We start from the raw sequence: 25,923 nt of genomic DNA on the forward strand, positions 1-25,923 counted from the left end.
CGGATGCTTTTAGTGTTGCGCGGCGTCATGTCGATTCAAGGACGCCGTATGCAAGGATCACTCGTACGAGAAGATGCTGCCGAGCTTGTCCATGCGCTCGAGCGCCATGCCCGAGCCACGCACCACGCAGGTCAGCGGATCTTCGGCGACGAGCACCGGCAGGCCGGTCTCTTCCGCGAGCAGGCGGTCAAGGTCGCGCAGGAGCGCGCCGCCGCCGGTCAGCATCATGCCGCGTTCCGCGATGTCCGCGCCGAGTTCCGGCGGCGTCTGTTCCAGCGCGATCTTCACCGACGACACGATCTGGTTCAGCGGATCGGTCAGCGCTTCGAGGATTTCGTTGCTGGAGATGGTGAAGCTGCGCGGAATGCCTTCGGACAGATTGCGGCCCTTGACTTCCATTTCCTTCACTTCGGAGCCCGGGAACGCGGAACCGATTTCTTTCTTGATGGCTTCGGCCGTCTGCTCGCCGATCAGCATGCCGTAATTGCGGCGGATGTAGTTGACGATGGCTTCGTCGAACTTGTCGCCGCCGACGCGCACCGAGCCCTTGTACACGATGCCGCCGAGCGAGATGACGCCGACTTCCGTCGTGCCGCCGCCGATGTCGACGACCATGGAGCCCGTGGCTTCCGAAACCGGCAGACCCGCGCCGATTGCGGCGGCCATGGGTTCTTCGATCAGGTACACCTGCGATGCGCCCGCGCCGTGCGCCGCTTCCTTGATGGCGCGGCGCTCGACCTGCGTGGAGCCGCACGGCACGCAAATAATGATGCGCGGCGACGGCGAGAACATGCGGGATTCGTGGGCAGTCTTGATGAACTGCTTGATCATCTGCTCGGTGACGGTGAAGTCGGCGATGACGCCGTCTTTCATCGGGCGGATGGCTTCGATGTTGCCCGGCACCTTGCCGAGCATCTGCTTTGCTTCCTTGCCGACAGCCTGAATGGTCTTCTTGCCGTTCGGGCCGCCTTCCTGGCGGATGGAGACGACTGACGGCTCGTCGAGGACGATGCCCTTGCCGCGCATGTAGATCAGCGTGTTGGCGGTTCCGAGGTCAATCGCCAGGTCGTTGGAAAAATAGCTGCGCAAAAAGCCGAACATTCAAAAATCCTGTCTCGCTGGGTAGCCGTGCCTCGCTAAGAGCGCCGGGGACGGCAGCGGAAAAAATAACGGTTTGCCGGGACGGCGATAAGCCCGCCGTGAGTGCAAATCCGAGCAGAAATCTACCGCGGAATTGAACGTGCCACGCAAACGTTTCTCGCAAAGCATCGAAGCAAGGAGAAAGCCGCTGACAGGTCGATCCGGATGTGAGTCGAACGTGTAATGATACCTTATAATTTGGGGGTTTCTATAGGAAAAGGACGGCACTTTTTGCCATCCCCTGCCCCGCTTCGACGGCTTTCCGCCAGGATCGTAACTGTCTGTTGCAGCGAACCTTTTTGGCGTGCGAGTTGTTCATGTTTTTCTCCGGTGATCCCATGTCTCTGACCCTGACCGACGTTAAACGCATCGCGCATCTGGCGCGGCTCGAATTGCCCGACGACGAGGCCGAACCGACGCTCGCGCGGCTCAACGATTTCTTCGGTCTCGTCGAACAGATGCAGGCTGTCGATACTGCCGGCATCGAGCCGCTCGCGCATCCCATCGACGCGATCGAGGAAGTCGCGCTGCGACTGCGCGACGACGCAGTCTCAGAGCCGGTCGAGCGCGAAGAGTTCCAGCGTTCGGCGCCCGCCGTGCAGGATGGGCTCTATCTGGTGCCGAAGGTGATCGAATAGGATCGCCCGGACGCGCGTCGAAACAACGATATTGCGCGCGGCTCGAAGCCGCCGCGCTCATCAGGGAACTGCAATGCATCAGAAAAGTTTGACCGAACTGCGCGCCGCGCTCGACTCTAAGGAAATCTCCGCCGTCGAGCTGGCCCAGTCGTATCTGCAACGCATCGAGGCCGCGAAGGACCTCAATGCCTTCATCGGCGTCGATCGCGAGCTTACGCTCGAGCAGGCGCGCGCCGCCGACGCGGCGATCGCCCAAGGAAGCGCGGGCGCGCTGACCGGCCTGCCGATCGCGCACAAGGACGTGTTCGTCACGCGCGGATGGACGTCGACGGCCGGCTCCCACATGCTGGAAAACTACGCGAGCCCGTTCGATGCGACCGTCGTCGATCGTCTGAAGCGCGCCGGCATGGTCACGCTCGGCAAGACGAACATGGACGAATTCGCGATGGGCTCGTCCAACGAGAATTCGTACTTCGGCGCGGTGAAGAATCCGTGGGACACGAAGGCCGTGCCGGGCGGCTCGTCGGGCGGCTCGGCGGCGGCGGTGGCCGCGCGTCTCGCGCCCGCCGCGACCGGCACGGACACGGGCGGCTCCATCCGCCAGCCTGCTTCGTTCACCGGCATCACGGGCATCAAGCCCACGTATGGCCGCGTGTCGCGCTACGGGATGATCGCGTTCGCGTCGTCGCTGGATCAGGGCGGCCCGATGGCGCAAAGCGCCGCCGACTGCGCGCTCCTGCTCAACGCAATGGGCGGCTTCGACGAGCGCGATTCCACGAGCCTGCAACGCGAAAACGAAGACTACACGCGCTATCTCGGCCAGACGTGGAACGGCGGCGATGCCGCCAAGCCGCTCGCGGGCTTGCGCATCGGCATGCCGAAGGAATACTTCGGCGCGGGCCTGGCCGACGACGTGCGCGCTTCCATCGAAGCGGCGCTGAAGGCTTATGAAGCGCTCGGCGCGACGCTCGTGGAAGTGTCGCTGCCGAAGACCGAGCTTTCGATTCCCGTGTACTACATCATCGCGCCGGCGGAGGCATCGTCGAATCTGTCGCGCTTCGATGGCGTGCGTTACGGGCATCGCGCGGCGCAGTACAAGGACTTGCTCGACATGTACAAGAAGTCGCGTGCGGAAGGCTTCGGGCCGGAAGTGAAGCGGCGGATTCTCGTCGGCACGTATGTGCTCTCGCACGGCTATTACGACGCGTACTACCTGCAGGCGCAGAAGATTCGCCGCATCATCGCGCGCGACTTCCAGGAAGCGTTCAAGCAGTGCGACGTCATCATGGGACCGGTCGCGCCGTCGGTGGCGTGGAATCTCGGCGAAAAGACCGACGATCCCGTGCAGATGTATCTCGCTGACATCTACACGTTGTCGGTCAGTCTCGCGGGCCTGCCCGGCATGAGCGTGCCGTGCGGCTTCGGCGCGGGCGCGAACGCGAATCGCCCGGTCGGTTTGCAGATCATCGGAAACTATTTCAACGAAGCCCGGATGCTCCAGGTCGCCGACGCGTTACAGCGCGCGACCGACTGGCACCGCAAGGCACCATCGGCATCGGGAGTGTGAACATGCAGTGGGAAGTCGTCATCGGTCTGGAAACGCACGCGCAGTTATCCACCGTCTCCAAGATTTTCTCGGGCGCGCCGACGCAATTCGGCGCGGCGCCGAACACGCAGGCCTGTCCCGTCGATCTCGCGCTGCCCGGCGTGCTGCCGGTGATGAACCGCGGCGCCGTCGAGCGCGCGATCCGCTTCGGGCTGGCCATCGGCGCGCACATCGCCCCGCGCAGCATCTTCGCGCGCAAGAACTACTTCTATCCTGATCTGCCGAAGGGCTATCAGATCAGCCAGTACGAGATTCCGGTCGTGCAGGGCGGTCAAATCACGATCCAGGTTCCGGCCAACGAAAAGGCCGGCAAGGAAGCGTACGAGAAGACCGTCAACCTCACGCGCGCGCATCTGGAAGAAGACGCCGGCAAGTCGCTGCACGAAGACTTCGCGGGCATGACGGGCATCGACCTGAACCGCGCGGGCACGCCGCTGCTCGAAATCGTCACCGAGCCGGAAATGCGCAGCGCGGCGGAAGCGGTCGCGTACGCGAAGGCGCTGCATGGCCTCGTCGTGTGGCTCGGCATCTGCGACGGCAACATGCAGGAAGGCTCGTTCCGTTGCGATGCGAACGTGTCGGTGCGCCCGGTCGGTCAGAAGGAATTCGGCACGCGCGCCGAGATCAAGAACCTGAACTCGTTCCGTTTCCTCGAAGAAGCCATTCAGTATGAAGTGCGCCGTCAAATCGAGCTGATCGAAGACGGCGGCACGGTGGTGCAGGAAACGCGTCTGTACGATCCGGACAAGCGCGAAACGCGGTCCATGCGCAGCAAGGAAGACGCGCACGATTACCGCTATTTCCCCGATCCGGACCTGATGCCGCTCGTGATCGATTCGTCGTGGGTCGACCGCGTGAAGGGCGACATGCCCGAGCTTCCCGCCGGCATGCAGAAGCGTATCGTCGAAACTTACGGCCTCACGCCGTACGACGCGGGCGTGCTGACTTCGTCGAAGGCGATGGCCGCGTATTTCGAGGCGGTGGTCGCGAAGGCGGGCGCGGCTCAGGCGAAGATCGCGGCGAACTGGCTCATGGGCGATGTCTCCGCGCAACTGAACCGCGAATCGCTGGAGATCGGCGAGTCGCCGGTGTCCGCGGCGCAGCTCGCGCTGATCCTGCAACGCATCGCGGACGGCACCATCTCGAACAAGATCGCGAAGGACATTTTCCAGTCGATCTGGGAAGAGAAGGCGACGGACGAGGGCGCGGCGGACCGCATCATCGAGGCGAAGGGCCTGAAGCAGATTTCGGATACGGGCGCGCTCGAAGCGATCATCGACGAAGTGCTCGCCGCGAATCAGAAGTCCGTGGACGAATTCCGCGCAGGCAAGGAGAAGGCGTTCAACGCGCTGATCGGCCAGGCGATGAAGGCGACCAAGGGCAAGGCGAATCCGCAGCAGGTCAATGAACTGCTCAAGAAGAAGCTCGGTTGAGGGCGCGTCGGGGAACGTCATCGCCGCACGCGGACATGACCTCACCCTGAGCGCCTGAACCAAAACGGGCTGTTGCCGGCAAAGCCCGGCAGCAGCCCTTTTTTCATTCGAACGGCGAAAAAGACATGGCAAAGAACCCCGATCTGGACGACTTTCGCGTACCTTTTTTCAACGACGGCAAGAAGCTCAAGTCATTCGACCTAAGCTCGGTCGATCCCGCCGCGAAGCCATTCTCGACCGGCTCGAAAGACACCGACCGCGCGCGCCTCACCGAAATCGGCGCGCAGCTCGACGACTTGCAGGAGCGCCTGCACGCGCAGCGGCATCGGCGGGTGCTGCTCGTGCTGCAAGGCATGGACACGAGCGGCAAGGACGGCACCGTGCGCGCCGTGTTTCACGATGTCGATCCGCTCGGCTTGCGCATCGTGCCGTTTCGCGCGCCGTCCGAGCGCGAGGCCGCGCACGACTTTCTCTGGCGCGTCCACGCGCAAGCGCCGATGGCCGGCGAGTTCGCCATCTTCAATCGCAGCCACTACGAAGACGTGCTCGTGCCGCGCGTGATGAAGCAGATCGACGACGACGAATGCGAGCGCCGGTATCGGCATATTCGCGAATTCGAGTCGCTGCTGGCCGATACCGGCACGACCATCGTCAAGTGCTTCCTGCACATTTCGAAGGACGCGCAGCGCGAGCGCCTTCAGGCGCGCATCGACGACCCCACGAAGCACTGGAAATTCGATGTCTCCGATCTCGACGCCCGCAAGCTGTGGGACGACTATCAGCGGGCGTATGCCGCGGCGCTCGGATCGACGTCGACGGAATACGCGCCGTGGTACATCATTCCCGGCGATTCGAAGACGCATCGCAACGTGATGGTCGCCGAACTGCTCTTGCGCACGTTGCAGGGCATGAAGCTCGAATTTCCGCCCGCGAAGGAATCGCTGAAGGGCATCAAGGTCGAGTAAAACTCAAACAAAAGGAAGCATATGTTTCGCGTCATCACCGCCAACCTGAACGGCATTCGTTCGGCCGCCAAGAAAGGCTTCTTCGACTGGTTCGGCGAGCAGCAATCGGACGTCGTCTGCGTGCAGGAAATCAAATGCTCGCAGGACGACCTCACGCCCGAATTTCTCGCGCCGCACGGCTTTAAAGGCTACTTCCAGCACGCGGTCAAGAAGGGCTACAGCGGCGCGGGCGTCTACACGCGGCACGAACCGGACGATGTCATCATCGGCTTCGGCAGCGAAGAGTTCGATCCCGAAGGCCGCTACGTGGAAGCGCGTTTCGGCAAGCTCTCGGTGGTGTCGGTGTACGTGCCGTCGGGATCGAGCGGCGATGAGCGTCAGCAGGCGAAGTATCGCTTCATGGACGAGTTCATGCCGCATCTCACGCAGCTCGCGGCAGAGCGCGAAGTGATCGTGTGCGGCGACGTGAACATCGTCCACAAGGAAATCGACATCAAGAACTGGAAGAGCAACCAGAAGAATTCGGGCTGCCTGCCCGAAGAGCGCGCGTGGCTCACGAAACTGTTCGATGACGTCGGCTACGTCGATGTCTTCCGCACGCTCGACACGCGCGCCGAGCAGTACACGTGGTGGAGCAATCGCGGGCAGGCGTATGCGAAGAACGTCGGGTGGCGAATCGATTATCAGATCGCGACGCAGGAAGTCGCCGCGACCGCGAAGCAGACTTCGATTTTCCGCGACATCAAGTTCAGCGACCACGCGCCGCTGACGATCGATTACGACTGGAAACTCGGCAAGAAGTAACGCAAGCGGGCCGCGTGCGACTCAGCGGCCCGTCTTCTTGTACCGCCCCATGCCCGCGTAATTCGGCAACTGATCGATGCTCTTGCCGACCGCCTTCGCATAGAGCGGCATCATGTCCGGCATGCGCTTCTCCAGATCCTGCCGGCGATCCGTGCCGTACGGATGCATCCACACGAAGCCGTTGTCCGCGCGGCGCGTGGCCGTATCGATCTTGTTCCACAGCGTGACGGCGGCGCGCGGATCGTAACCCGCGCGCGATGCGATCTCGCTGCCGATCACGTCGGCTTCGGTTTCGTCGGCGGCGGAGTAGCGCATGGCGAGCAGTTGATCGCCGATACCGAGCGGCGTCGAGCCGACATCCGCGAAACCGAAAAGCTGCGGCATGGTGCCGGCGGTGAGTTGCGCGGCCTGCTGGCGTCCGAGCCGCTCGCGCGCATGTTCGCGCAGCGCGTGCGCGATCTCGTGGCCGATCATCATGCCGATTTCGTTGTCGTTGAGCTTCAGCTTCTCGATCAGCCCGCTATACACGACGATCTTTCCGCCCGGCAGACAGTACATGCGAATCTCGTTCGACCTGACGACATTCGTCTCCCATTTCCACGCCTTCGAGCGATCGTTCCACTTGAGCGCGAAGGGAATCTCGTGATTCACGATCGTGCGCACGCGCTTGACGAGCGCGTTGTCGTTGTCGAGCAGGCGCTTGTTGCGCTCGGCTTCGTGGATGATCTGCGCGTATTCGTCGGCCGCCTGCTGTTCGAGCGTCGCGGGCGGAATGAGATTGCGAAAGAGCGCCGTGTTGCCGAAGCGGACCTGGCTGTTCGGCGCGGTGTACGGCGGCGGGGCGCGGTCGTCGTCCTGCGCACGCGCGGCATGCGGCATGAACGACGCGAGCGACGCCAGCGCCAGCACGCCGGCCAGCGCGCGATTGGGAAACATCCGCACCGTCATTGTTTCGATCTCCAGGGCGCGATCAACGGCAACAGTAACATGCCCGGAATCGAGAGCGCGACGCAGACGAGGAAGTACTCGAACCAGCCCGTCTGCGCGACGATGAACCCGCTCGCCGACGCCGCCACCGTGCGCGGCACCGCCGCGAGGCTCGTGAAGAGCGCGAACTGCGTCGCGGTGTAGCGCGGGTCGGTCGTGCTCGCGATGTACGCGGTGAACGTGGCGAGCGTGAGACCCGTGGCGAACGTCTCGAAGCCGTACAGCACGCCGAGCGCGAGCGGCGACGGCCCGATCTTCGCGAGCCACGCGAAGCCGATGGTCGCGACGATCTGCAGCGCGCCGAACACCCACAGCCCGCGTGCAATGCCGATCTTCACCAGAAACACGCCGCCGATGATGCCGCCCGCGATGCTCGTCCAGAACGCGACCGTCTTCGCGATCACGCCGATCTGCGTCATCGTGAAGCCGATATCGAGGAAGAACTTGGTGGCGAGCGCGGTGGCCATCGTGTCGCCGAGCTTGTAGAGGAAGATGAAGCCGAGCACGAGCAGCGCCGCGCGCCAGCCGTCGCGCGTGACGAATTCGTGAAACGGTTCGATGACCGCGTCGCGCAGATTCTTCGGCGGCGTGCCGTGAATCGCCGGTTCCTTGACGACGAGCGTCGTGATGATGCCCGGCAGCATGAAGAGCGCGGTCACGATGAACACCGTCTTCCACGGCAAAAAGCCCGCGAGAATCAGCGCGAGCGAGCCGGGCACGAGACCCGCGACCTTGTACGCGTTGACGTGCACGGCGTTGCCGAGCCCTTGCTCCGTATCGGCGAGCAATTCACGCCGATACGCGTCGATCACGATGTCCTGGCTCGCGCTGAAAATGGCGAGCAGCAGCGCGATGCCCGCGACGGTCCAGATATCCTGCGCCGGCGAAAAGAAGCCGAACGCGCCGATGGCGAGCGCCACGAGCACTTGCGTGAGCAGCATCCAGCCGCGCCGCCGGCCCGGCCGCCAGAACGGCAGATGCGGCACGTAGCGGTCCATCAGCGGCGCCCACACGAACTTCCACGTATAGGGAAGCCCGAGCAGCGCGAAGAGCCCGATTTGCTTGACGTTGATGTGCTCGGTCGTGAGCCACGCCTGAATCAGGCTGACGAGCGTGAAAAGCGGCAGACCGGAAGTGAAGCCGAGGAAAACGCAAATCAGAATGCGCGCGTTCAGGAACGCGCGCCAGCCGGGATGATCTTCGTGAGCAGCAAGAGCGGGCGCCTCGTGTGGCGTGTCGGGCATGTCGATGATGGAAAAGCGTTGTCGATGCGATGAAGCCGGGACGGATCACCGGCGCTTCACGCGATAGACCGCAAGACTACCACGCCAGTTCGCGCCCCAACGGATGGCCTGCCCACCGTGCAGCACCACGCGATCCAGAATCTCGATGCCCACTTCCGGCGCGAGCGCCTCGAAGTCCTTGATGGTCAGAACGCGCACGTTCGGCGTGTTGTGCCATTGATAAGGCAGCGATTTCGACACCGGCATGCGCCCCTGAATGACCGCCAGCCGATGCGGCCAATACCCGAAGTTCGGAAACGACACGATGCATTCGCGTCCCACCCGCACCGTCTCGCGCAGAATCGCGGCGGTCTGATGGATGGTCTGCAGCGTCTGCGAAAGGATCGCGAAATCGAAGCTGTCGTCTTCGAAGAGGCGCAGGCCGTCTTCGAGATTCTGCTGGATCACGTTCACGCCTTTCTGCGCGCACGCGAGCACGCCGGCGTCGTTGATTTCGATGCCGTAGCCGTTCACTTCCAGTTCCTCGCCGAGCAGCGAGAGCAGCGAACCGTCGCCGCAGCCGAGATCGAGCACGGTCGAGCGCGGCTCCACCCAGCGCGCGATGGCGCGGAAATCCGAACGCAGCGCGAGAGAATCGAGAGTGTTCTGGTTCATGCGCCGATCTCCGTGGCAATGCGTTCGTAATAAGCGCGCATCAGGTTGTGATAGCGCGCGTCGTCGAGCAGGAAGGCGTCGTGGCCGTGCGGCGCGTCGATTTCGGCGTAGCTCACGGTGCGCTTGTTGTCGAGCAGCGCCTTCACGATTTCACGCGATCGCGCCGGCGCGAAACGCCAGTCGGTCGTGAAGCTCGCGACCAGATACTTCGCCTTCGTGCTGGCGAGCGTCTTCGTCAGATCGCCGTCGAAGGCTTTGGCGGGATCGAAGTAATCGAGCGCGCGCGTGATGAGCAGGTACGTGTTCGCATCGAAGTATTCGGCGAACTTGGCGGCTTGATAGCGCAGATACGACTCCACTTCGAATTCCACGTCGAAGTTGAAGTTGTACGCGTCGAGCGCGCCTTCGGCACGGCGCAGCGCGCGGCCGAACTTGACGGCCATGTCGTCGTCGGAAAGATACGTGATGTGGCCGATCATCCGCGCGACGCGCAAGCCCCGGCGCGGCTTCACGCCGTGCGCGTAGTAATCGCCGCCGTGGAAATCGGGATCGGAGAGAATTGCCGAGCGCGCCGTTTCGTTGAACGCGATGTTCTGCGCGGACAGCTTCGGCGTCGATGCAATCACGATGCAATGCCCGAGCCGCTCCGGATACATGATGCTCCACGCGAGCGCCTGCATGCCGCCGAGGCTGCCGCCCATCACCGCGGCGAACCGTTCGATGCCGAAGCGGTCCGCCACGCGCGCCTGCGCGTGCACCCAGTCTTCGACCGTCACCACGGGAAAGCTCGCGCCGTAGGGCTTGCCGGTTGCGCGATCGATGCTCATCGGCCCGGTCGAGCCGAAGCACGAACCGAAGTTGTTCACGCCGATCACGAAGAAGCGATTGGTATCGAGCGGCTTGCCCGGGCCGACCATGTTGTCCCACCAGCCGACGTTCTTCGAATCGTCCGCATAGACGCCCGCGACGTGATGCGACGCGTTCAGCGCGTGGCACACGAGCACCGCGTTCGAGCGCGCGGCGTTCAGCTCGCCGTATGTTTCGACGACGAGTTCGTAATCGCCGAGCGAACTGCCGCTCTGCAAGACGAGCGGCGCCTGGAAGTGCAAGGTTTGGGGACTGACGATGCCGATCGATTCCATTCATTCCGCCTTTGACGAAAGCGGCTAAACGGTGTCGGCTGGGCGCGGAGCATGGGCGCGGCTGACGACCTCTTTAGCCGCATTTATAGTGAACCGCGGGGCATGGCCCTGGGTTCGCGCGCCCGCAATCGAGTCAGCAAATCGGCGCGTGTTTGAATTCAGTTGAGCGATGAAGTATAGCGGAAAACGTCATAAGGCCGTCAATCGCGGCGATGCCCGATGTTGACAACGATGCGGCCCCGTTCGGACCGCGAAGCGATCTTTCGCGCGTTCGCGTTCAGGATCGCGCGGCGACTCGCCCGAGCGCGCGGCCGCGCATGCCGAGCGAGAGCGCACGCAGCGACTTCACCGTGCGATCCACGTAATGCGGCCTGCCCGCGCCCGCCATGCGCACCGACACCGCGCCGGTCGACGTGCGCGCCACCGGCAGATGCCCGACGATCCACACGGTGCGAATGCCGAGCCGCCGATAGCGCTTCAGATGCCCGCGCGTGTCTTCCACGAGAATCGCGTCTTCGAGGCGCACGTGCGCGCGGCGCATGGCGCGGCGAAGCATCGGCGCATCGGGTTTGGCGCGCCAGCGGTCGCCTTCGCGCATGTCCTCGATGGCGATCACGCGCTCGAAGAGCCGCTCGATGCCCAGTTCCGCCAGCACCGCGCGCGCATACACGGACGGCCCGTTGGTCAGCACGATCTTGCGCCCCGGCAGCGCGCGCAGCATGCGTCCGATGCCGCGTTCGGCGCGCAGCATCGACGGAAGATCGGAGAACGTATGGACGACGTGAAGGAAGTCGGCGGCATCGACGCCATGATGCTTCACGAGCCCGAGCAGCGCCGCGCCGTAACGCAGCGTATAGCCGACGCGCAGCCGGTTCGCCTCGTCGATGTCCACGCCGAGCCGGTCGATGATGTACTGCGTCATCGCGCGATTGATGGCCGGAAAAACCTGATGCGACGCGTGATGCAGCGTGTTGTCGAGGTCGAAGAGCCAGACGGGGCCGCGCGCTTTGGCGAGGCGTCGGCGGGACGGGCGATGCGCGGTCATATGAGAAAACGCCCGCGTTCGGGCGGGCGTTGGAGAAGCGGGAGAACGCTCAATGCGAGCGGATCATCGTGCCGAACGGCTGCTCGGTCAGGATTTCGAGCAGCACCGAATGCTCGATGCGCCCGTCAATGATATGCACCGAGCGCACGCCGCTCTTCGCCGCATCCAGCGCCGACGAAATCTTCGGGAGCATGCCGCCGGAGATGGTGCCGTCGGCGAAGAGCGCGTCGATTTCGCGCGCGGAAAGGTCCGTCAGCAGGTTGCCTTCCTTGTCCATCACGCCGGGGATGTTCGTCATCATGACGAGCTTTTCCGCGTTCAGCACCACGGCCAGCTTGCCCGCGACCAAATCCGCGTTGATGTTGTACGACAGGCCGTCTTCGCCGAAGCCGATAGGCGAGATGACGGGAATGAACGCGTCGTCCTGCAGCGCCTTCACGACGGCCGGATTGATGGATTCCACTTCGCCCACTTGCCCGATGTCGATGAATTCGCCGGGGTTGTCGCGGTCCGGCATCATGAGCTTGCGCGCGTGGATGAGGCCGCCGTCCTTGCCGGTCAGCCCGACCGCGTGACCGCCGAAATGATTGATGAGCGTGACGATGTCCTGCTGCACTTCGCCGCCGAGCACCCATTCGACGACTTCCATCGTCTCTTCGTCGGTGACGCGCATGCCCTGGATGAAGGTGCCCTGCTTGCCGATCTTCTTCAGCGCCTGATCGATCTGCGGGCCGCCGCCGTGGACGATCACCGGATTGATGCCGACCAGTTTCAGCAGGATCACGTCGCGCGCGAAGCCTTGCTTCAGGCGCTCCTCGGTCATTGCGTTGCCGCCGTATTTGATCACGACCGTCTTGCCGTGATACTGACGAATATAAGGCAGCGCCTCGGCCAAAATTTCAGCCTTCAGGGTAGGCGCGATCTGCGTGAGGTCGGGAAGGTCGGACATGGCGGCAGTCGAGGCAAAGAGCGTTTAAACACGCCGAATTGTACAGGACTGACGCAACGCAACAGATTCGTTTTCCCGCGACGCCGACACGTTTTCCGGCGGTGCCGCCGGCGTGCGATCATCGCTGATATCTGCCTGTTGTCACGAATACGTCACGACGATGAACATGGACTCCGCACGCGAACCGCTGCGCGCAGACGGCGCACTCGTCTGCGTGCGCTGCGGCGCGCGTTTTCGATGCGGCTCGCTCGCCGGCGATAACGCGTGCTGGTGTGCGGCGCTGCCCGCGCTGCCGCTCGATCGCTTGCGGCCCGGCGAATCCTGCCTGTGCCGCGCATGCCTCGCGGCGGAGATCGAGATGACGCGCGACTCAGATTGCGATTAGCAGAGCGTGTGCCGCGCAAGGTGCGACAAATCGCGCCATCGGCGGTTTTGCGGTGCGCGCAAGCGGGATAATGCCGCATGGAACACCAACGCCGGCACGCGCCCGAGCGGCCCGGCACGCAATCGACGGAACATGCATCGCATAACCAACACCGGACGCGTCAACCTGGGCCATCTCTTCTGGCTTCGCTCGCTCGCGATCATCGGCCAGTTGTCGACCATCGCGGTCGTGCAGATTTTTTATGGCGCGAAGCTCCCGTTGCCGGCCATGCTGCTCGTCATCGCGCTCGAAATGGTCTTCAACGGGCTGACGTGGCTGCGCGTCGCGCGGGCGCGGCCCGAGACGAATCTCGAACTGTTCGGCCAGATGTGCGTGGATCTCGGCGCGCTCTCCGCGTTGCTCTTTCTGTCCGGCGGCGCGACGAATCCGTTCGTGACGCTGTATCTGCCGTCGCTCGCGATCGCGGCCGCGATTCTGCCGTGGACGATGATGACCTGCCTCGCGCTCTTCGCCGTCGCCTGTTACGCGCTCCTCAGCTACAACTACGTGCCGCTCAATATCGAGAATCCGGCCAATCTCTTCGACTATTTCCGCACCGGCCTGTGGGTCAACTTCATGGTGAGCGTGGGGCTGATCGGCTGGTTCGTGGCGCGCATGTCGCGGGCGCTGCGCGTGCGCGACGCCGCGCTCGCCGATGCCCAGCAGCGCCATCTGCGCGACGAACGCGCCGTCGCGCTCGGCGTGCAGGCCGCGACCGTCGCGCATGAGATGGGCACGCCGCTTTCGACCATCGCGATGCTGTCCGAAGAACTCCGCGATGCCGCCGCGCACGACCGCAACCTCGCGCCGTATTCCGCCGACTTCGAACTGCTCGAACAGCAGATGGCGCTGTGCACGTCGGCGCTCGCGCGTCTGCGCAGCCGGGCGAGCGGGCCGTCGACCCGGCAGGCGCTCGACGAGTGGCTGGCGAGCTTCATCGAGCAATGGCGGCTGCGTCATCCGCAGGTGAAGTTCAGGCAGGTGGCCGACACGCCGGCGAGCGCGTCGATCGACGATGCCGTGGCCGTCGGCCAGATTCTCACCATTCTGCTCGACAACGCCGCGCGCGCGAGCAGCGAGTTCGTGTCGCTGGAAGCTGCGGCGGAGAAGATCGACGGCGCGCGATATGTGCGCTTCGAAGTCCACGATCGCGGGCCGGGCATTCCGCCCGCGCTGCGCGCGTCGCTGGGCGCGGGTCCGGTCGACAGCACGCAGGGCGGCCACGGCGTCGGGCTGTATCTGGCGTTCGCGGCGGCGGCGCGCCTCGGCGGGTCCATCGAACTGTTCGCGGGCGAGCCGCGCGGCACGCGGGCCGTACTGCGGGTGCCGGATCGCGGGGCGGTCGGGGCGTCGGTTCAGCCGGCGCGCACGGAATCGAGCGGCGCGGCGTGAAATCGAATGCGGCAACCGAGTATGGCATGACACCGGACACGCGCCACGGCGCCGACTCCGGCAAAAAAGGAGAAACGAAAATGAGCGACACCAACTTTCTGATCATCGACGACGACGAAGTTTTCGCCGGCATTCTCGCGCGCGGGCTGGTGCGGCGCGGCTACACCCCGCATCAGGCGCACAACGCCGACGAAGCGATCAAGCTCGCCAATCAGCACAAGTTCGGCCAGATCACGGTCGACCTGCATCTCGGCAACGATTCCGGCCTGCGCCTCGTCGCGCCGCTGCGCGATCTGCAGCCGGACGCGCGCATTCTCGTGCTGACGGGTTACGCGAGCATCGCGACGGCGGTGCAGGCGGTGAAGGACGGCGCGGACAATTACCTCGCGAAGCCCGCGAATGTCGAATCGATTCTTCTCGCGCTGCACGAAGAAGCGAGCGAACAGACCGCCGAGGAAGCCATCGAGAACCCGACGCTGCTCTCAGTCGCGCGGCTCGAGTGGGAGCACATTCAGCGGGCGCTCGCGGAGAATCACGGCAATATTTCGGCGACGGCGCGCGCGCTCAATATGCATCGGCGTACGTTGCAGCGGAAGCTGGCGAAGAAGCCCGTGCGGCAATAAGTGATTCGCGCGAGAAAGAGAAGAGCGTCTTGCGCGATAACGGCGACGACCGCGCGGACGCAAAACAGAGCGCACAAAAAAAGAACCGCCCAAGCCGGGGAACGAGGGCGGTAATCGGAGAGTTGCAACGACTACGTGCATATACATGGAGGCATGCACCCGGAAAGCATACGTTGCCTGGTTGCGCCCTAATATACGATTAATCCTAAAGCTAGGATGTCTCCTAGGTCATTGCGCTTAGTCAAGTAAAAGACGCGCCCATCCGTTTCATCGCCGCCGATATATTCGGTATCAACGCTCAAGTAACACGGTTCGAGCGCCGTAATGCCTCCCTGTGCGCGAACGATGTTTCGCGCGGCGCCGCTTGCGGAGCGTTCAGCAAATCGCTGCCGCCCGCATTCTGGTTACGAAATGGGAGACATTGATGAAATGGTTTGATCGCCTGTCCGTGCTCAACAAGCTGCTGCTGTCCTTCGCGGTCGTGATCGTTTTCACGGCGTGCGTGGGCGGCACCGGCATCGTTGGGCTGGCGAAGATGAACGCTCTGATCGAGGAAATCGGCGATCGGCATATGGACGGCCTGTACTGGGTCGAGGAAGTCAACAAGCACAAGCTCAACACCGATCTCGCCGCCGCGAACCTCACGTTCGCCGACGATGCCGGCAAGCAGAAGCTCAAGCAAGGCATGGCTGAATCGCTCGCCGCGATGCATCGCGCGTTCGAGCACATGCGTCCGACGATCATTTCCGCCGACGGCCTCGCGCTCTACGAAGCCGCGAGCCGGTCGGTCGGCGCGTGGGAAGACATCGTGCAGATGCAGATGGGCACGAAGCCGATGCCCGTCGATGTCGATCAAATGGGGCTGATCGCGCGCGCGATCGACGCGAGCGAGAAGGCGCGCGATTCCCTCGAGCGTCTCGCGGACTTCAAGCGCAAGCGTGCAACCGATTCCCGCGACAACGCGGCGTCCGAATACGAATCGATGCGCGTCGTGATGCTCGCGCTCGTGCTCGGCGCGGTCGCGGCGGGCGCGTTGCTCGCGGTGCTGATCGGCAGGCGGCTCGCCGCGCAGCTCGGCGGCGAACCGGCGTATGCGGCGCAGATTGCGAATCGCATCGCGGAAGGCGACCTCAGCGCGCGCGTCACGACGCGTCCCGGCGACGACACCAGCATGCTGCATAGCTTAGGCAACATGAGCGACAAGCTCGCGGCGATCGTCGGCGGAATTCGTCACGCGAGCGAGTCGATTCTGTGCGCGTCGCGCGAAATCGCGCAGGGCAACACCGATCTCTCGCAGCGCACGGAGCAGCAGGCGGCGTCGCTGGAAGAAACGGCGTCGAGCATGGAGCAACTGACCGCGACCGTGCGCCAGAACGCGAGCAACGCCGACGAAGCGAGCGGTCTTGCGCGCGGCGCGTCGGATGTGTCGGTGCGGGGCAGCGCGCTCGTCGGCGAGGTCGTCGACAACATGCGCGAGCTGGCCGCTGGCTCGAAGCGCATGACGGACATCATCGCGGTGATCGAAGGCATCGCGTTCCAGACGAACATTCTCGCGCTGAACGCGGCCGTGGAAGCGGCGCGCGCGGGCGAGGAAGGACGCGGATTCGCGGTCGTCGCGGGCGAAGTGCGGTCGCTCGCGCAGCGCAGCGCGACATCGGCGAAGGAAATCAAGGAGCTGATCGAAGCGTCGACGGCGCGCGTGGACCGAGGCGCGGCGATTGCGGAGAACGCGGGCGCGACGATGTCCGAGGTCACGGAGGCCGTGCAGCGCGTCACCGACATCATGGGGCAGATTTCGGCGGCATCGCATGAACAGAGCGCGGGCATCGAGCAAGTGAACCGCGCGGTGGCGCAGATGGATCAGGTGACGCAGCAAAACGCGGCGCTCGTCGAGCAGGCAGCGGCGGCGGCGGGCGCGATGGCCGATCAGGCCGAGCAGTTGAAGGGCGCGGTGGCGGTGTTTCAGGTGGCGGGGCGCGGCTGAGGCGGCGAGCGATCGGCGCGGGGATTCGCGCACGCGCGTTCGCCGCGCGATGACGACACTCCGCGCCGTTCCCGCTACCACGCCGAATAAACCCGCAAAATCCCCCAACACCCCGCAAGCGACACGTAATTTCGCTTCGCTTGCCACGCTCAACCCCACTCCGTACACTCGCGCCTGTTCAAAGATCGCCAAGAAGGAGCGTCACGCATGTCCGATTCCTATTTCCCGCGCTGGCCCGTCCAGCCGGATGCGCAAGGCGGCCGTGTCGTCGCGCCCGACGAGCGGCTGCCCTGGCCGCAGATGATCGCGATGGGCGTGCAGCACGTCGTCGCGATGTTCGGCTCGACCGTGCTCGCGCCGCTGCTCATGGGCTTCGATCCGAACCTGTGCATCTTCATGTCGGGCATCGGCACGCTGTTGTTCTTCGTGCTGGTCGGCGGGCGCGTGCCGAGTTACCTCGGTTCGAGCTTCGCGTTCATCGGCCTCGTGATCGCGGTCACGGGCTATGGCGGTCACGGTCCGAACATGAACATTGCCGTCGCGCTCGGCGGGATCATCGCGTGCGGCGTGGCTTACGCGATCATCGGGCTGATCGTCGCGGCGGTCGGCACGAAATGGATCGAAACGCTGATGCCGCCGGTCGTCACCGGATCGATTGTCTGCGTGATCGGGCTGAATCTCGCGCCGATCGCCGTGAAAGGCGTGAGCGGCAGCAACTTCGATTCGTGGCTGGCGCTCGTCACCGTGCTGTGCGTGGGCGGCGTCGCGGTGTTCGCGCGCGGCATGGCGCAGCGGCTGCTCATTCTGATCGGCCTCGCGATCGCGTACATCATCTACGCCGTGCTGACGAACGGCATGGGCATGGGCAAGCCGATCGACTTCTCGGTCGTCTCGAACGCGGCGTGGTTCGGCATGCCGCACTTCACCGCGCCGGTCTTCAATGCGCAGGCGATGACGCTGCTCGCGCCCATCGCGATCATTCTCGTCGCGGAGAATCTCGGCCACATCAAGGCGGTCGGCGCGATGACCGGACGCAGCCTCGACAAGTACATCGGCCGCGCGTTCATCGGCGACGGCCTCGCGACCATCGTGTCCGGCTTCGCCGGCGGCACGGGCGTGACGACGTACGCGGAAAACATCGGCGTGATGGCGGTCACGAAGATCTATTCGACGCTCGTCTTCGTGATCGCGGCGCTCTTCGCGATCGTGCTCGGCTTCTCGCCGAAGTTCGGCGCGGTGATCCAGACGATTCCCGGCCCGGTGCTGGGCGGCGTGTCGATCGTCGTGTTCGGGCTGATCGCGGTGACGGGCGCGCGCATCTGGGTCGTCAACAAGGTGGACTTCTCGGACAACCGCAATCTGATCGTCGCGGCGGTGACGCTCGTGCTCGGCGCGGGCGATTTCACGCTCAAGCTCGGCGGCTTCGCGCTCGGCGGAATCGGAACCGCCACGTTCGGCGCGATCATTTTCTACGCGCTGTTGCGGCGGCGCGGATCGGGCGTGGTCTGAGGCGTTTCCAGCAGGCTGTATCGCGCGCGTCGCACGGCGCGCGCGAAGTTTTTCCTTTCCTCGCCGACGTTCGCCGGCAAACTTCCCAAGTCTGACATCAGCAACGCGCCGTGCAGTCGCATGCGACTGTATTAAGCGTTTACCCTTCGCTTCATTTCGGATAAATCGGGTACGACGCTTTAATTGTTGCCCGGTATAGTCGTTTCGCTGGCGTCTAGCCGCATTTCCAATCGAATGCCTTACAAAAGGCTTCGTTTTATATTGTTAGGCATCCGAATCAAAGGCCGGTGAAAAGACGCGCGGTGCGAATGCACGCCGTTTCGTCCGCGTCGGCCGATGAATCTGGTTGCCCTGCGAGGCAGCACGCGAAAGGAGTTCGAATTGTCGACAAGTAATCGATCGAGCAAGCAAGCGGATGTGACGCGCAACCAGCCGCGCAGACCCGAGACGGCGCCGGGCATCCCGTTTTTCGCGACGACGGCCTTCGCGGTCGCTGCGCTGATCGTCGCGAACAACGGCTACGCCCAGTCGGTCACCGTGGGAACCGGGGCGCACGCCAATAGCCTCAACGGTGGCTATATCAGCGGCGTTGCCATCGGCATCGGCGCGAATGCCGATTCGAGTGCGCCAGCCACTTCCGGCTCGTCTCCCGTTGCCATCGGCATCAACTCCGATGCCAGCGGGACCGGTTCGCAGGTCGCCATCGGCGATCTGGCGGTGGCCACCGGCACGAATTCCATTGCGATCGGCGGCCATCCGTATTCGACGGGCACGTCCGCGACCGGTGATTATTCCGTGGCGCTCGGTGCGTCGTCGAACGCCAGCGGGTACGGTTCGCTCGCATTCGGCGGCGATGCGACCTCGGGCGCGACTGCATCGGCGCAATACGCGATCGCGTTCGGCGCGCAGGCGACGGCATCGCAGACCAACGCGACGGCCATCGGCACCGGGGCGCAGGCGAACGGTGCGAACGCATCGGCTATCGGCACGGGCGCGCAGGCGAACAGCGCGAGTGCGACGGCCATCGGCACCGGAGCGGTCGCGAACAACGCGAACGATATCGCGCTCGGCACCGGAAGCGTGACGTCGGCGGCGGTCGGCACGTCGTCGGCGAATCTGCTCGGCCAGACTTACGACTTCGCCGGAGCCACGCCGACGAGCACGGTCAGCATCGGCGATGCCGGCGCGGAGCGCACGCTGACCAATCTCGCGGCAGGCCGGATCAGCGCGACGAGCACTGATGCGGTCAACGGTTCGCAACTGAACGCGACCAATCTGGCGCTCGCGGCCGAAGACACCAAGGTGGACAGCTTCGGCGGAAGCACGGCGGCGGCGCTGGGCGGCGGCGCGGCCTACGATGCATCGACCGGCGCGATCAGCGCGCCGAGCTACAGCGTGTACGGGCAGACGCAGAACAACGTCGGCGGGGCGCTCGCCGCGTTGCAGAACGATGCACCGATTCAGTATTCATCGGCCGCTGCGCCGACGGTCGGCCTGGGCGCATCGGGCGCAGTATCGAACGATGTGACACTCGTCGGTCCGAACGCCGGTTCGCCGGTCACGCTGCACAACGTGGCGGCAGGCGTCGCGGCGACGGATGCGGTCAACGTCTCGCAACTCGATACGCTCGGCGGCAGCACAGCGTCGGCGTTGGGCGGCGGCGCGGCCTACGATGCATCGACGAACACGATCAGCGCGCCGAGTTACACCGTGTACGGTCAAACGCAGAACAACGTGGGCGGAGCGATCGCCGCGCTGCAGAACAACGCGCCGATTCAATATTCGACAGCCGCCGCGCCGACAGTCGGATTAGGCGCATCGGGCGCAGTATCGAACGATGTAACGCTCGTCGGTCCGAACGCCGGTTCGCCGGTCGCGCTGCATAACGTGGCGGCGGGCGTCGCGGCGACCGATGCGGTCAACGTCTCCCAACTCGATACGCTCGGCGGCAGCACAGCGTCGGCGTTGGGCGGCGGCGCGGCCTACGATCCATCGACGAGCACAATCAGCGCGCCGAGTTACAGCGTGTATGGACAGACGCAGAACAGCGTTGGCGGAGCGATCGCCGCGTTGCAGAACAATGCGCCGATTCAATACTCGACAGCCGCCGCGCCGACGATCGGACTGGGTGCATCGGGCACGCCGGTGTCGAACGACGTAACGCTCGTCGGTCCGAACACCGGATCGCCGGTCGCGCTGCACAACGTCGCGGCGGGCGTATCCGCGACCGATGCCGTCAACGTCTCGCAACTCGACTACGCGATGAACACGGCCGCGAACATGTGGGTCACCGCGAATCCGGCGACGTACGTGAAGCCGACGGCCAGCGGCACCGACGCGTTGTCGGCGGGCAGCGGCAGCGTCGCATCGGGGATGCAAAGCACGGCGCTCGGAACGGGCGCGACGGCGAGCGCGAGCAATTCGGTCGCGCTCGGCGCGGGTTCGGTGGCCGACGAAGCGAACACGGTATCGGTAGGTTCGACAGACGACACGCGCCGCGTCACCAACGTCGCGCCGGGCATCAATGGCACGGATGCCGTGAACGTGAATCAACTGAACGCGGGACTCGGCCATCTGCAAACGCAGATCGACGACAACCTTAAAAAATCGTACGCAGGCACGGCCGCCGCGATCGCGATCGCCGGTCTGCGTTACGACGACCGCGCCGGAAAGATCTCGGCGGCGGCTGCGGCCGGCTACTACCACAATCAGGCGGGTCTTGCGATCGGCATCGGCGGTACATCCCAGAACGAACTGTGGCGATGGAACGGCGGCCTCACGGTGACCACCACGTCATCGTCGGAAGTCGGCGGCGTGATCGGCGTGTCGCGCACGCTCAATTGAAGGGAAGTCGACCGTGCCAGCATGATCTGATGTGACGCTTTCGAGTGTCGCCAGATGCAAACCATCACGGATGCAGACACGTTATTTGATTAGGAATTCGAATTTAACGATGTCTGCATGGTCGCGATTTGATTTTGGCGTGCCAGTCGCGCGCGGGGAATCTGAAATGAAGAGAAGACCAGTACAGAACAAGATCGTCAAGGCGGAATGCGTGCCGCCGATATCGTCCTGCCCGCGCGTCGAGGGCGTCATGTCGATGCGGATTTTGAGCGTGATGGCTTTCTCGGCAGCGGGCTTGATGCTGTCGAGCGAAGGCCACGCGACGGCTGTCGGCCCCGGCGCGGATGCAACGGCCGGTGGCGTTGCTATCGGCCAGGTCGCGCAGGCGCTGTCTCCGGGCGCGTCTCCGGTCGCCATCGGCCCGATGGCTCAGGCCAACGGAAGCGCTTCGCAAGTGGCCATCGGCGACCAGGCCGTGGCAAGCGGGACCAACGCGATTGCTATCGGCGGTCATCCGTATTCCGCGGGCACGTCCGCGACCGGCGACTATTCCGTGGCGCTCGGTGCGTCGTCGAACGCCAGCGGATACGGTTCGCTTGCATTCGGCGGCGATGCGACCTCGGGCGCGACTGCATCGGCGCAATACGCGATCGCGTTCGGCGCGCAGGCGACGGCATCGCAGGTGAATGCGACGGCCATCGGCACCGGGGCGCAGGCGAACGGCGCGAACGCATCGGCCATTGGAACGGGCGCGCAGGCGAACAGTGCAAGCGCGACGGCCATCGGCACCGGGGCGGTCGCCAGTAACGCGAACGACATCGCGCTCGGCACGGGAAGCGTGACGTCGGCGGCGGTCGGCACGTCGTCGGCGAATCTGCTCGGCCAGAACTACGACTTCGCCGGAGCGACGCCGACGAGCACGGTCAGCATCGGCGACGCCGGCGCGGAACGCACGCTCACCAATCTCGCGGCAGGCCGGATCAGCGCGACGAGCACTGATGCGGTCAACGGTTCGCAACTGAACGCGACCAATCTCGCGCTCGCGGCCGAAGACGCCAAGGTCGACGCGTTCGGCGGAAGCACGGCGGCGGCGCTGGGCGGCGGCGCGGCCTACGATCCGTCGACCGGCGCGATCAGCGCGCCGAGCTACAGCGTGTACGGGCAGACGCAGAACAACGTCGGCGGGGCGATCGCGGCGTTGCAGAACAATGCGCCGATTCAGTATTCATCGGCCGCTGCGCCGACCGTGGGCTTGGGCGCATCGGGCGTGCCGGTATCGAACGATGTGACGCTCGTCGGTCCGAACGCCGGTTCGCCGGTCACGCTGCACAACGTGGCGGCAGGCGTCGCGGCGACCGATGCCGTCAACGTCTCGCAACTCGATACGCTCGGCGGCAGCACAGCGTCGGCGCTAGGCGGCGGCGCGGCTTACGATGCATCGACGAACACGATCAGCGCGCCGAGTTACACCGTGTACGGTCAGACGCAGAACAACGTGGGCGGCGCGATCGCCGCTTTGCAGAGCAATGCGCCGATTCAATATTCATCGGCCGCTGCGCCAACGGTGGGCTTGGGCGCATCGGGCGCAGTATCGAACGATGTAACGCTCGTCGGTCCGAACGCCGGTTCGCCGGTCGCGCTGCATAACGTGGCGGCGGGCGTCGCGGCGACCGATGCGGCGAACGTCTCGCAACTCAGCGCGCTCGGTAGCAGCACAGCAACCGCGCTGGGCGGCGGCGCGGCCTACGATGCATCGACGAATACGGTTAGCGCGCCGAGCTATACCGTCTACGGTCAGACGCAGAACAATGTTGGCGGAGCGATCGCCACGTTGCAGAACAACGCGCCGATTCAATATTCGACAGCCGCCGCGCCGACGATCGGCCTCGGTGCATCGAGCGCAGTGTCGAACGACGTAACGCTCGTCGGTCCGAATGCCGGATCGCCGGTCGCGCTGCACAACGTCGCGGCGGGCGTATCCGCGACCGATGCCGTCAACGTCTCGCAACTCGACTACGCGATGAACACGGCCGCGAACATGTGGGTCACCGCGAATCCGGCGGCGTACGTGAAGCCGACGGCCAGCGGCACCGACACGTTGTCGGCGGGCAGCGGCAGCGTCGCGTCGGGGACGCAAAGCACGGCGCTCGGAACGGGCGCGACGGCGAGCGCGAACAACTCCGTCGCGCTCGGCGCGGGTTCGGTGGCCGACGAAGCGAACACGGTATCGGTTGGATCGGCGGACAACACGCGCCGCGTCACCAACGTCGCACCGGGCATCAATGGCACGGATGCGGTGAACGTGAATCAACTGAACGCAGGGCTTGGCCATCTGCAAACACAGATCGACGACAACCTTAAAAAATCGTACGCAGGCACGGCCGCCGCAATCGCGATCGCCGGTCTGCGCTACGACGACCGCGCCGGAAAGATCTCGGCGGCGGCTGCGGCCGGATGCTTCCACAGCAAAGTGGGCATCGCGATCGGCCTCGGCGGAACATCGGACAACGGCCTGTGGCGCGTGAGCGGTGGCGTCACGATGACGGCTACATCGTCGCCCGATGTCGGCGCGGCGATCGGCGTCACGCGGCTCTTCTGATCGAAGCCGGAAAGAGCGGACGGAGCGCCCGCCGCTCTTTCCCGGCGAATCACGTCGTCATTCCCCGCTTGCGATTCACAATCGCCGTCTCCGACAGATCGATCTCGCGCATCAGCTTGTTCAACGTCTCGTCGTTGATGGCCTGATCGCTCCGCAATCGCAGCAGTTCCGCGCGCTCGGCCCGCAGCGCGGCCATCTTGAGCCGCGTTTCCACGATCTCGCTCTTCTTCGCGGCCACGCGCGGCGCTTCGTCGTCGCCGAGCGATTCCAGCCGCCGCCGGTACATGCTCATCACGCGCGCGGTCGAATCGGCGCAACGCGCGGACGCCGCTTCGTCCATTTGCTCGATGAGCACGTCGTGCGTATCGTCGATCGCGCGAATCGCCGCCTGCGCCGCGCGGCGGCGCGCCAGGCGTTCCTCCGCGGCGTGCGGATTGCGCTCGCGTTTCGCGCCGCGCAGCATCACCGGCAATCCGACGACGGCCACCAGCAGCGACACCAGAATCACCGCCGACGCGATGAAAATCGCCAGATCGCGACCGGCGAGCGGCGCGCCGTTGTCGAGCGTGACCGGCAGCGACAGCACGCCCGCGAGCGTGACCGCGCCGCGCACGCCGCCGATGGTCGTCATCGCGAGCGTGCGAAAGCCGGGCGCCGCGCTCTCGATCCCCGACTTCGCCGCGCTGCGGCTCGCGAACCATCGCAGGCAATAGACCCACACGAAGCGCAGCGCATACAGCGCGATCACCGTCGCGAATACATAGCCGATCAGCATGCCGACGCGCGCGTTGCCGTCGCGATGCGCTTCGACCAGCGCCCGCCCGATGATGTGCGGCAACTGCAGCCCGAGCAGCAGGAACACCATGCCGTTGAAGACGAACTCGATCATCGTCCACGTGCTCGTCATGCGCACGCGCACCGAACTCGGAATGCTGTCGCGCAGGCTCTGGATGTTCATCATCATTCCCGCCGACACCGCCGCCAGAATGCCCGAGCAGCCCGCGCGCTCGGCGATCACATACGCGGCGAACGGAATCAGCACGGTGAGGATGACGCCGGCGGCGGGATCGTCGTCGTCGGAAACCTTGAAGAGGCGCGCCGGAATCTCCGTGACGGCATAGCTGATCGCCGCGCCGATCACGAGCCCGCCCGCCGCGATGATGACGAAGCTGATCGCCGCCGCCTGCAGCGAAAACACGCCCGTGAGCGCCGCCGCGATCGCGAACTTCAGCGCGACGAGACCGGACGCGTCGTTCATCAACGCTTCGCCTTCGAGAATGTGCATGAGGTTCGCCGGAATGCGATTGCGCCCGGCGATGCCCGTCAGCGCGACGGCATCGGTGGGCGAGAGCACGGCCGCGAGCGCGAACGCGACGGGCAGCGGCATCTCCGGAATCAGCCAGTGCAGGAAGTAGCCGAGCGCGCCCACGGTGATGAACACGAGCCCGAGCGCGAGCATGAGAATGGCGCGGCGCTGCATGTACAGCTCGCGCTTCGGAATGCGCCAGCCGTCCGCGAACAGCAGCGGCGGAATGAAGAGCAGCATGAAGAGTTCGGGATCGAACGTGACGTGCAGCCCGAAGCCCGGCCACGCGAGCATCGCGCCGATGGCGATCTGGATCAGCGGAAGCGGCAGCTTGACCGGCAACAGCGAGAGGCCGACGCCCGACAGCGCCACGATCATCAGCAGAATGAGAACGGTAAAGACAATTTCCATGCGTGCAATGAGAAACACGGAACGCGCGCGCGTCCGTTTCGCTTTTCTATACGGGATGTGGCGAAAGTTTAGCCGCTCATTTCGCCGATGACATTCCCGGCGGCGCACCGATGCGGTGCGCGTGCATCCGCAAATCGCTTGCCCGCGGTGCATGCGGCGCGCAAAACGCCTACGAATGCGATGCCGTCGCGAGCATGGACATTGCTTTATCCATCGTCACGGGA

Annotated in this window: 20 protein-coding genes; 12 read left to right on the plus strand and 8 right to left on the minus strand. The window is 64.7% G+C overall.

What is annotated here, in order from left to right; translation table 11 throughout:
• Positions 1–57: 57 nt before the first annotated feature.
• A complete protein-coding gene (locus tag NCR39_RS00110; protein ID WP_004189550.1) occupies positions 58–1,101 on the minus strand; it encodes a rod shape-determining protein in 1,044 nt (347 codons plus the stop codon).
• Between the two features lie 377 nt (positions 1,102–1,478).
• Here NCR39_RS00110 and gatC point away from each other — a divergent pair, with 377 nt between their 5' ends.
• From gatC to NCR39_RS00135, 5 genes are all read left to right on the plus strand, one after another.
• Positions 1,479–1,778: an Asp-tRNA(Asn)/Glu-tRNA(Gln) amidotransferase subunit GatC gene (gene gatC / locus NCR39_RS00115; RefSeq protein WP_040053197.1), complete on the plus strand. Its 300-nt coding sequence runs from the start codon at positions 1,479–1,481 to the stop codon at positions 1,776–1,778.
• Positions 1,779–1,851: 73 nt separating this feature from the next.
• Complete coding sequence (gene gatA, locus NCR39_RS00120; protein WP_250449996.1) at positions 1,852–3,345, plus strand: Asp-tRNA(Asn)/Glu-tRNA(Gln) amidotransferase subunit GatA; 1,494 nt, start codon at positions 1,852–1,854, stop codon at positions 3,343–3,345.
• Positions 3,346–3,347: 2 nt separating this feature from the next.
• The gene (gene gatB, locus NCR39_RS00125; RefSeq protein ID WP_250449998.1) at positions 3,348–4,817 is read left to right on the plus strand and encodes an Asp-tRNA(Asn)/Glu-tRNA(Gln) amidotransferase subunit GatB; all 1,470 of its coding nucleotides are present in this window, start codon (positions 3,348–3,350) and stop codon (positions 4,815–4,817) included.
• A 125-nt stretch (positions 4,818–4,942) separates the two neighbouring features.
• Complete coding sequence (locus NCR39_RS00130) at positions 4,943–5,782, plus strand: PPK2 family polyphosphate kinase (protein WP_250450000.1); 840 nt, start codon at positions 4,943–4,945, stop codon at positions 5,780–5,782.
• Between the two features lie 21 nt (positions 5,783–5,803).
• The gene (locus NCR39_RS00135) at positions 5,804–6,586 is read left to right on the plus strand and encodes an exodeoxyribonuclease III (protein ID WP_040053193.1); all 783 of its coding nucleotides are present in this window, start codon (positions 5,804–5,806) and stop codon (positions 6,584–6,586) included.
• A 21-nt stretch (positions 6,587–6,607) separates the two neighbouring features.
• On the opposite strand, the gene NCR39_RS00140 is transcribed toward NCR39_RS00135, so the two are convergent.
• The 6 genes from NCR39_RS00140 to argB all read right to left on the minus strand — a co-directional run bounded on the left by NCR39_RS00140 (position 6,608) and on the right by argB (position 12,607).
• Positions 6,608–7,534 (minus strand): M48 family metallopeptidase, encoded by a 927-nt coding sequence (locus NCR39_RS00140; protein ID WP_250450002.1) that lies wholly within the window; start codon positions 7,532–7,534, stop codon positions 6,608–6,610.
• The gene (locus NCR39_RS00145; RefSeq protein WP_250450004.1) at positions 7,531–8,817 is read right to left on the minus strand and encodes an AmpG family muropeptide MFS transporter; all 1,287 of its coding nucleotides are present in this window, start codon (positions 8,815–8,817) and stop codon (positions 7,531–7,533) included. Before NCR39_RS00145 ends, NCR39_RS00140 begins: the two co-directional genes overlap by 4 nt.
• Before the next feature lie 45 nt (positions 8,818–8,862).
• The gene (metW, locus tag NCR39_RS00150) at positions 8,863–9,471 is read right to left on the minus strand and encodes a methionine biosynthesis protein MetW (protein WP_250450006.1); all 609 of its coding nucleotides are present in this window, start codon (positions 9,469–9,471) and stop codon (positions 8,863–8,865) included.
• Positions 9,468–10,613, minus strand: a complete 1,146-nt coding sequence (gene metX / locus NCR39_RS00155; protein WP_250450007.1) for a homoserine O-succinyltransferase MetX — start codon at positions 10,611–10,613, stop codon at positions 9,468–9,470. Before metX ends, metW begins: the two co-directional genes overlap by 4 nt.
• A gap of 277 nt (positions 10,614–10,890) precedes the next feature.
• A complete protein-coding gene (locus NCR39_RS00160; RefSeq protein WP_250450008.1) occupies positions 10,891–11,658 on the minus strand; it encodes a pyrimidine 5'-nucleotidase in 768 nt (255 codons plus the stop codon).
• A 49-nt stretch (positions 11,659–11,707) separates the two neighbouring features.
• On the minus strand, positions 11,708–12,607 hold the full coding sequence (gene argB, locus NCR39_RS00165; RefSeq protein WP_040053187.1) for an acetylglutamate kinase: 900 nt from the start codon (positions 12,605–12,607) through the stop codon (positions 11,708–11,710).
• A gap of 166 nt (positions 12,608–12,773) precedes the next feature.
• On the opposite strand from argB, the gene NCR39_RS00170 reads away from it, so the two are divergent.
• The 7 genes from NCR39_RS00170 to NCR39_RS00200 all read left to right on the plus strand — a co-directional run bounded on the left by NCR39_RS00170 (position 12,774) and on the right by NCR39_RS00200 (position 23,982).
• Positions 12,774–12,992 carry a cysteine-rich CWC family protein gene (locus tag NCR39_RS00170; RefSeq protein ID WP_250450009.1) on the plus strand — a complete coding sequence of 73 codons (219 nt, stop codon included), beginning with the start codon at positions 12,774–12,776 and terminating at the stop codon, positions 12,990–12,992.
• Between the two features lie 132 nt (positions 12,993–13,124).
• A complete protein-coding gene (locus tag NCR39_RS00175) occupies positions 13,125–14,423 on the plus strand; it encodes an ATP-binding protein (RefSeq protein ID WP_250450010.1) in 1,299 nt (432 codons plus the stop codon).
• A gap of 80 nt (positions 14,424–14,503) precedes the next feature.
• Positions 14,504–15,046 (plus strand): response regulator transcription factor, encoded by a 543-nt coding sequence (locus tag NCR39_RS00180; protein ID WP_040053283.1) that lies wholly within the window; start codon positions 14,504–14,506, stop codon positions 15,044–15,046.
• A 424-nt stretch (positions 15,047–15,470) separates the two neighbouring features.
• Entirely contained in the window at positions 15,471–17,030 is a 1,560-nt protein-coding gene (locus NCR39_RS00185) for a methyl-accepting chemotaxis protein (protein ID WP_250450011.1), read from the plus strand.
• Positions 17,031–17,237: 207 nt separating this feature from the next.
• Entirely contained in the window at positions 17,238–18,539 is a 1,302-nt protein-coding gene (locus NCR39_RS00190) for a solute carrier family 23 protein (RefSeq protein ID WP_250450012.1), read from the plus strand.
• A 381-nt stretch (positions 18,540–18,920) separates the two neighbouring features.
• Positions 18,921–21,383, plus strand: a complete 2,463-nt coding sequence (locus NCR39_RS00195) for a YadA family autotransporter adhesin (RefSeq protein WP_250450013.1) — start codon at positions 18,921–18,923, stop codon at positions 21,381–21,383.
• Between the two features lie 166 nt (positions 21,384–21,549).
• Positions 21,550–23,982 (plus strand): YadA family autotransporter adhesin, encoded by a 2,433-nt coding sequence (locus NCR39_RS00200; RefSeq protein ID WP_250450014.1) that lies wholly within the window; start codon positions 21,550–21,552, stop codon positions 23,980–23,982.
• A gap of 49 nt (positions 23,983–24,031) precedes the next feature.
• On the opposite strand, the gene NCR39_RS00205 is transcribed toward NCR39_RS00200, so the two are convergent.
• Positions 24,032–25,699 carry a Na+/H+ antiporter gene (locus NCR39_RS00205; RefSeq protein ID WP_250450015.1) on the minus strand — a complete coding sequence of 556 codons (1,668 nt, stop codon included), beginning with the start codon at positions 25,697–25,699 and terminating at the stop codon, positions 24,032–24,034.
• Positions 25,700–25,923 lie beyond the last annotated feature (224 nt).

This window comes from Caballeronia sp. ATUFL_M2_KS44 (assembly GCF_023630965.1).
GTDB lineage: Bacteria > Pseudomonadota > Gammaproteobacteria > Burkholderiales > Burkholderiaceae > Caballeronia > Caballeronia concitans.

Bases quoted from the DNA above. Each gene is read 5' to 3' on its own strand.
- NCR39_RS00110 (WP_004189550.1), bottom strand. From the start codon at position 1,101: ATGTTCGGCTTTTTGCGCAGCTATTTTTCCAACGACCTGGCGATTGAC.
- gatC (WP_040053197.1), top strand. From the start codon at position 1,479: ATGTCTCTGACCCTGACCGACGTTAAACGCATCGCGCATCTGGCGCGG.
- gatA (WP_250449996.1), top strand. From the start codon at position 1,852: ATGCATCAGAAAAGTTTGACCGAACTGCGCGCCGCGCTCGACTCTAAG.
- gatB (WP_250449998.1), top strand. From the start codon at position 3,348: ATGCAGTGGGAAGTCGTCATCGGTCTGGAAACGCACGCGCAGTTATCC.
- NCR39_RS00130 (WP_250450000.1), top strand. From the start codon at position 4,943: ATGGCAAAGAACCCCGATCTGGACGACTTTCGCGTACCTTTTTTCAAC.
- NCR39_RS00135 (WP_040053193.1), top strand. From the start codon at position 5,804: ATGTTTCGCGTCATCACCGCCAACCTGAACGGCATTCGTTCGGCCGCC.
- NCR39_RS00140 (WP_250450002.1), bottom strand. From the start codon at position 7,534: ATGACGGTGCGGATGTTTCCCAATCGCGCGCTGGCCGGCGTGCTGGCG.
- NCR39_RS00145 (WP_250450004.1), bottom strand. From the start codon at position 8,817: ATGCCCGACACGCCACACGAGGCGCCCGCTCTTGCTGCTCACGAAGAT.
- metW (WP_250450006.1), bottom strand. From the start codon at position 9,471: ATGAACCAGAACACTCTCGATTCTCTCGCGCTGCGTTCGGATTTCCGC.
- metX (WP_250450007.1), bottom strand. From the start codon at position 10,613: ATGGAATCGATCGGCATCGTCAGTCCCCAAACCTTGCACTTCCAGGCG.
- NCR39_RS00160 (WP_250450008.1), bottom strand. From the start codon at position 11,658: ATGACCGCGCATCGCCCGTCCCGCCGACGCCTCGCCAAAGCGCGCGGC.
- argB (WP_040053187.1), bottom strand. From the start codon at position 12,607: ATGTCCGACCTTCCCGACCTCACGCAGATCGCGCCTACCCTGAAGGCT.
- NCR39_RS00170 (WP_250450009.1), top strand. From the start codon at position 12,774: ATGGACTCCGCACGCGAACCGCTGCGCGCAGACGGCGCACTCGTCTGC.
- NCR39_RS00175 (WP_250450010.1), top strand. From the start codon at position 13,125: ATGCATCGCATAACCAACACCGGACGCGTCAACCTGGGCCATCTCTTC.
- NCR39_RS00180 (WP_040053283.1), top strand. From the start codon at position 14,504: ATGAGCGACACCAACTTTCTGATCATCGACGACGACGAAGTTTTCGCC.
- NCR39_RS00185 (WP_250450011.1), top strand. From the start codon at position 15,471: ATGAAATGGTTTGATCGCCTGTCCGTGCTCAACAAGCTGCTGCTGTCC.
- NCR39_RS00190 (WP_250450012.1), top strand. From the start codon at position 17,238: ATGTCCGATTCCTATTTCCCGCGCTGGCCCGTCCAGCCGGATGCGCAA.
- NCR39_RS00200 (WP_250450014.1), top strand. From the start codon at position 21,550: ATGAAGAGAAGACCAGTACAGAACAAGATCGTCAAGGCGGAATGCGTG.
- NCR39_RS00205 (WP_250450015.1), bottom strand. From the start codon at position 25,699: ATGGAAATTGTCTTTACCGTTCTCATTCTGCTGATGATCGTGGCGCTG.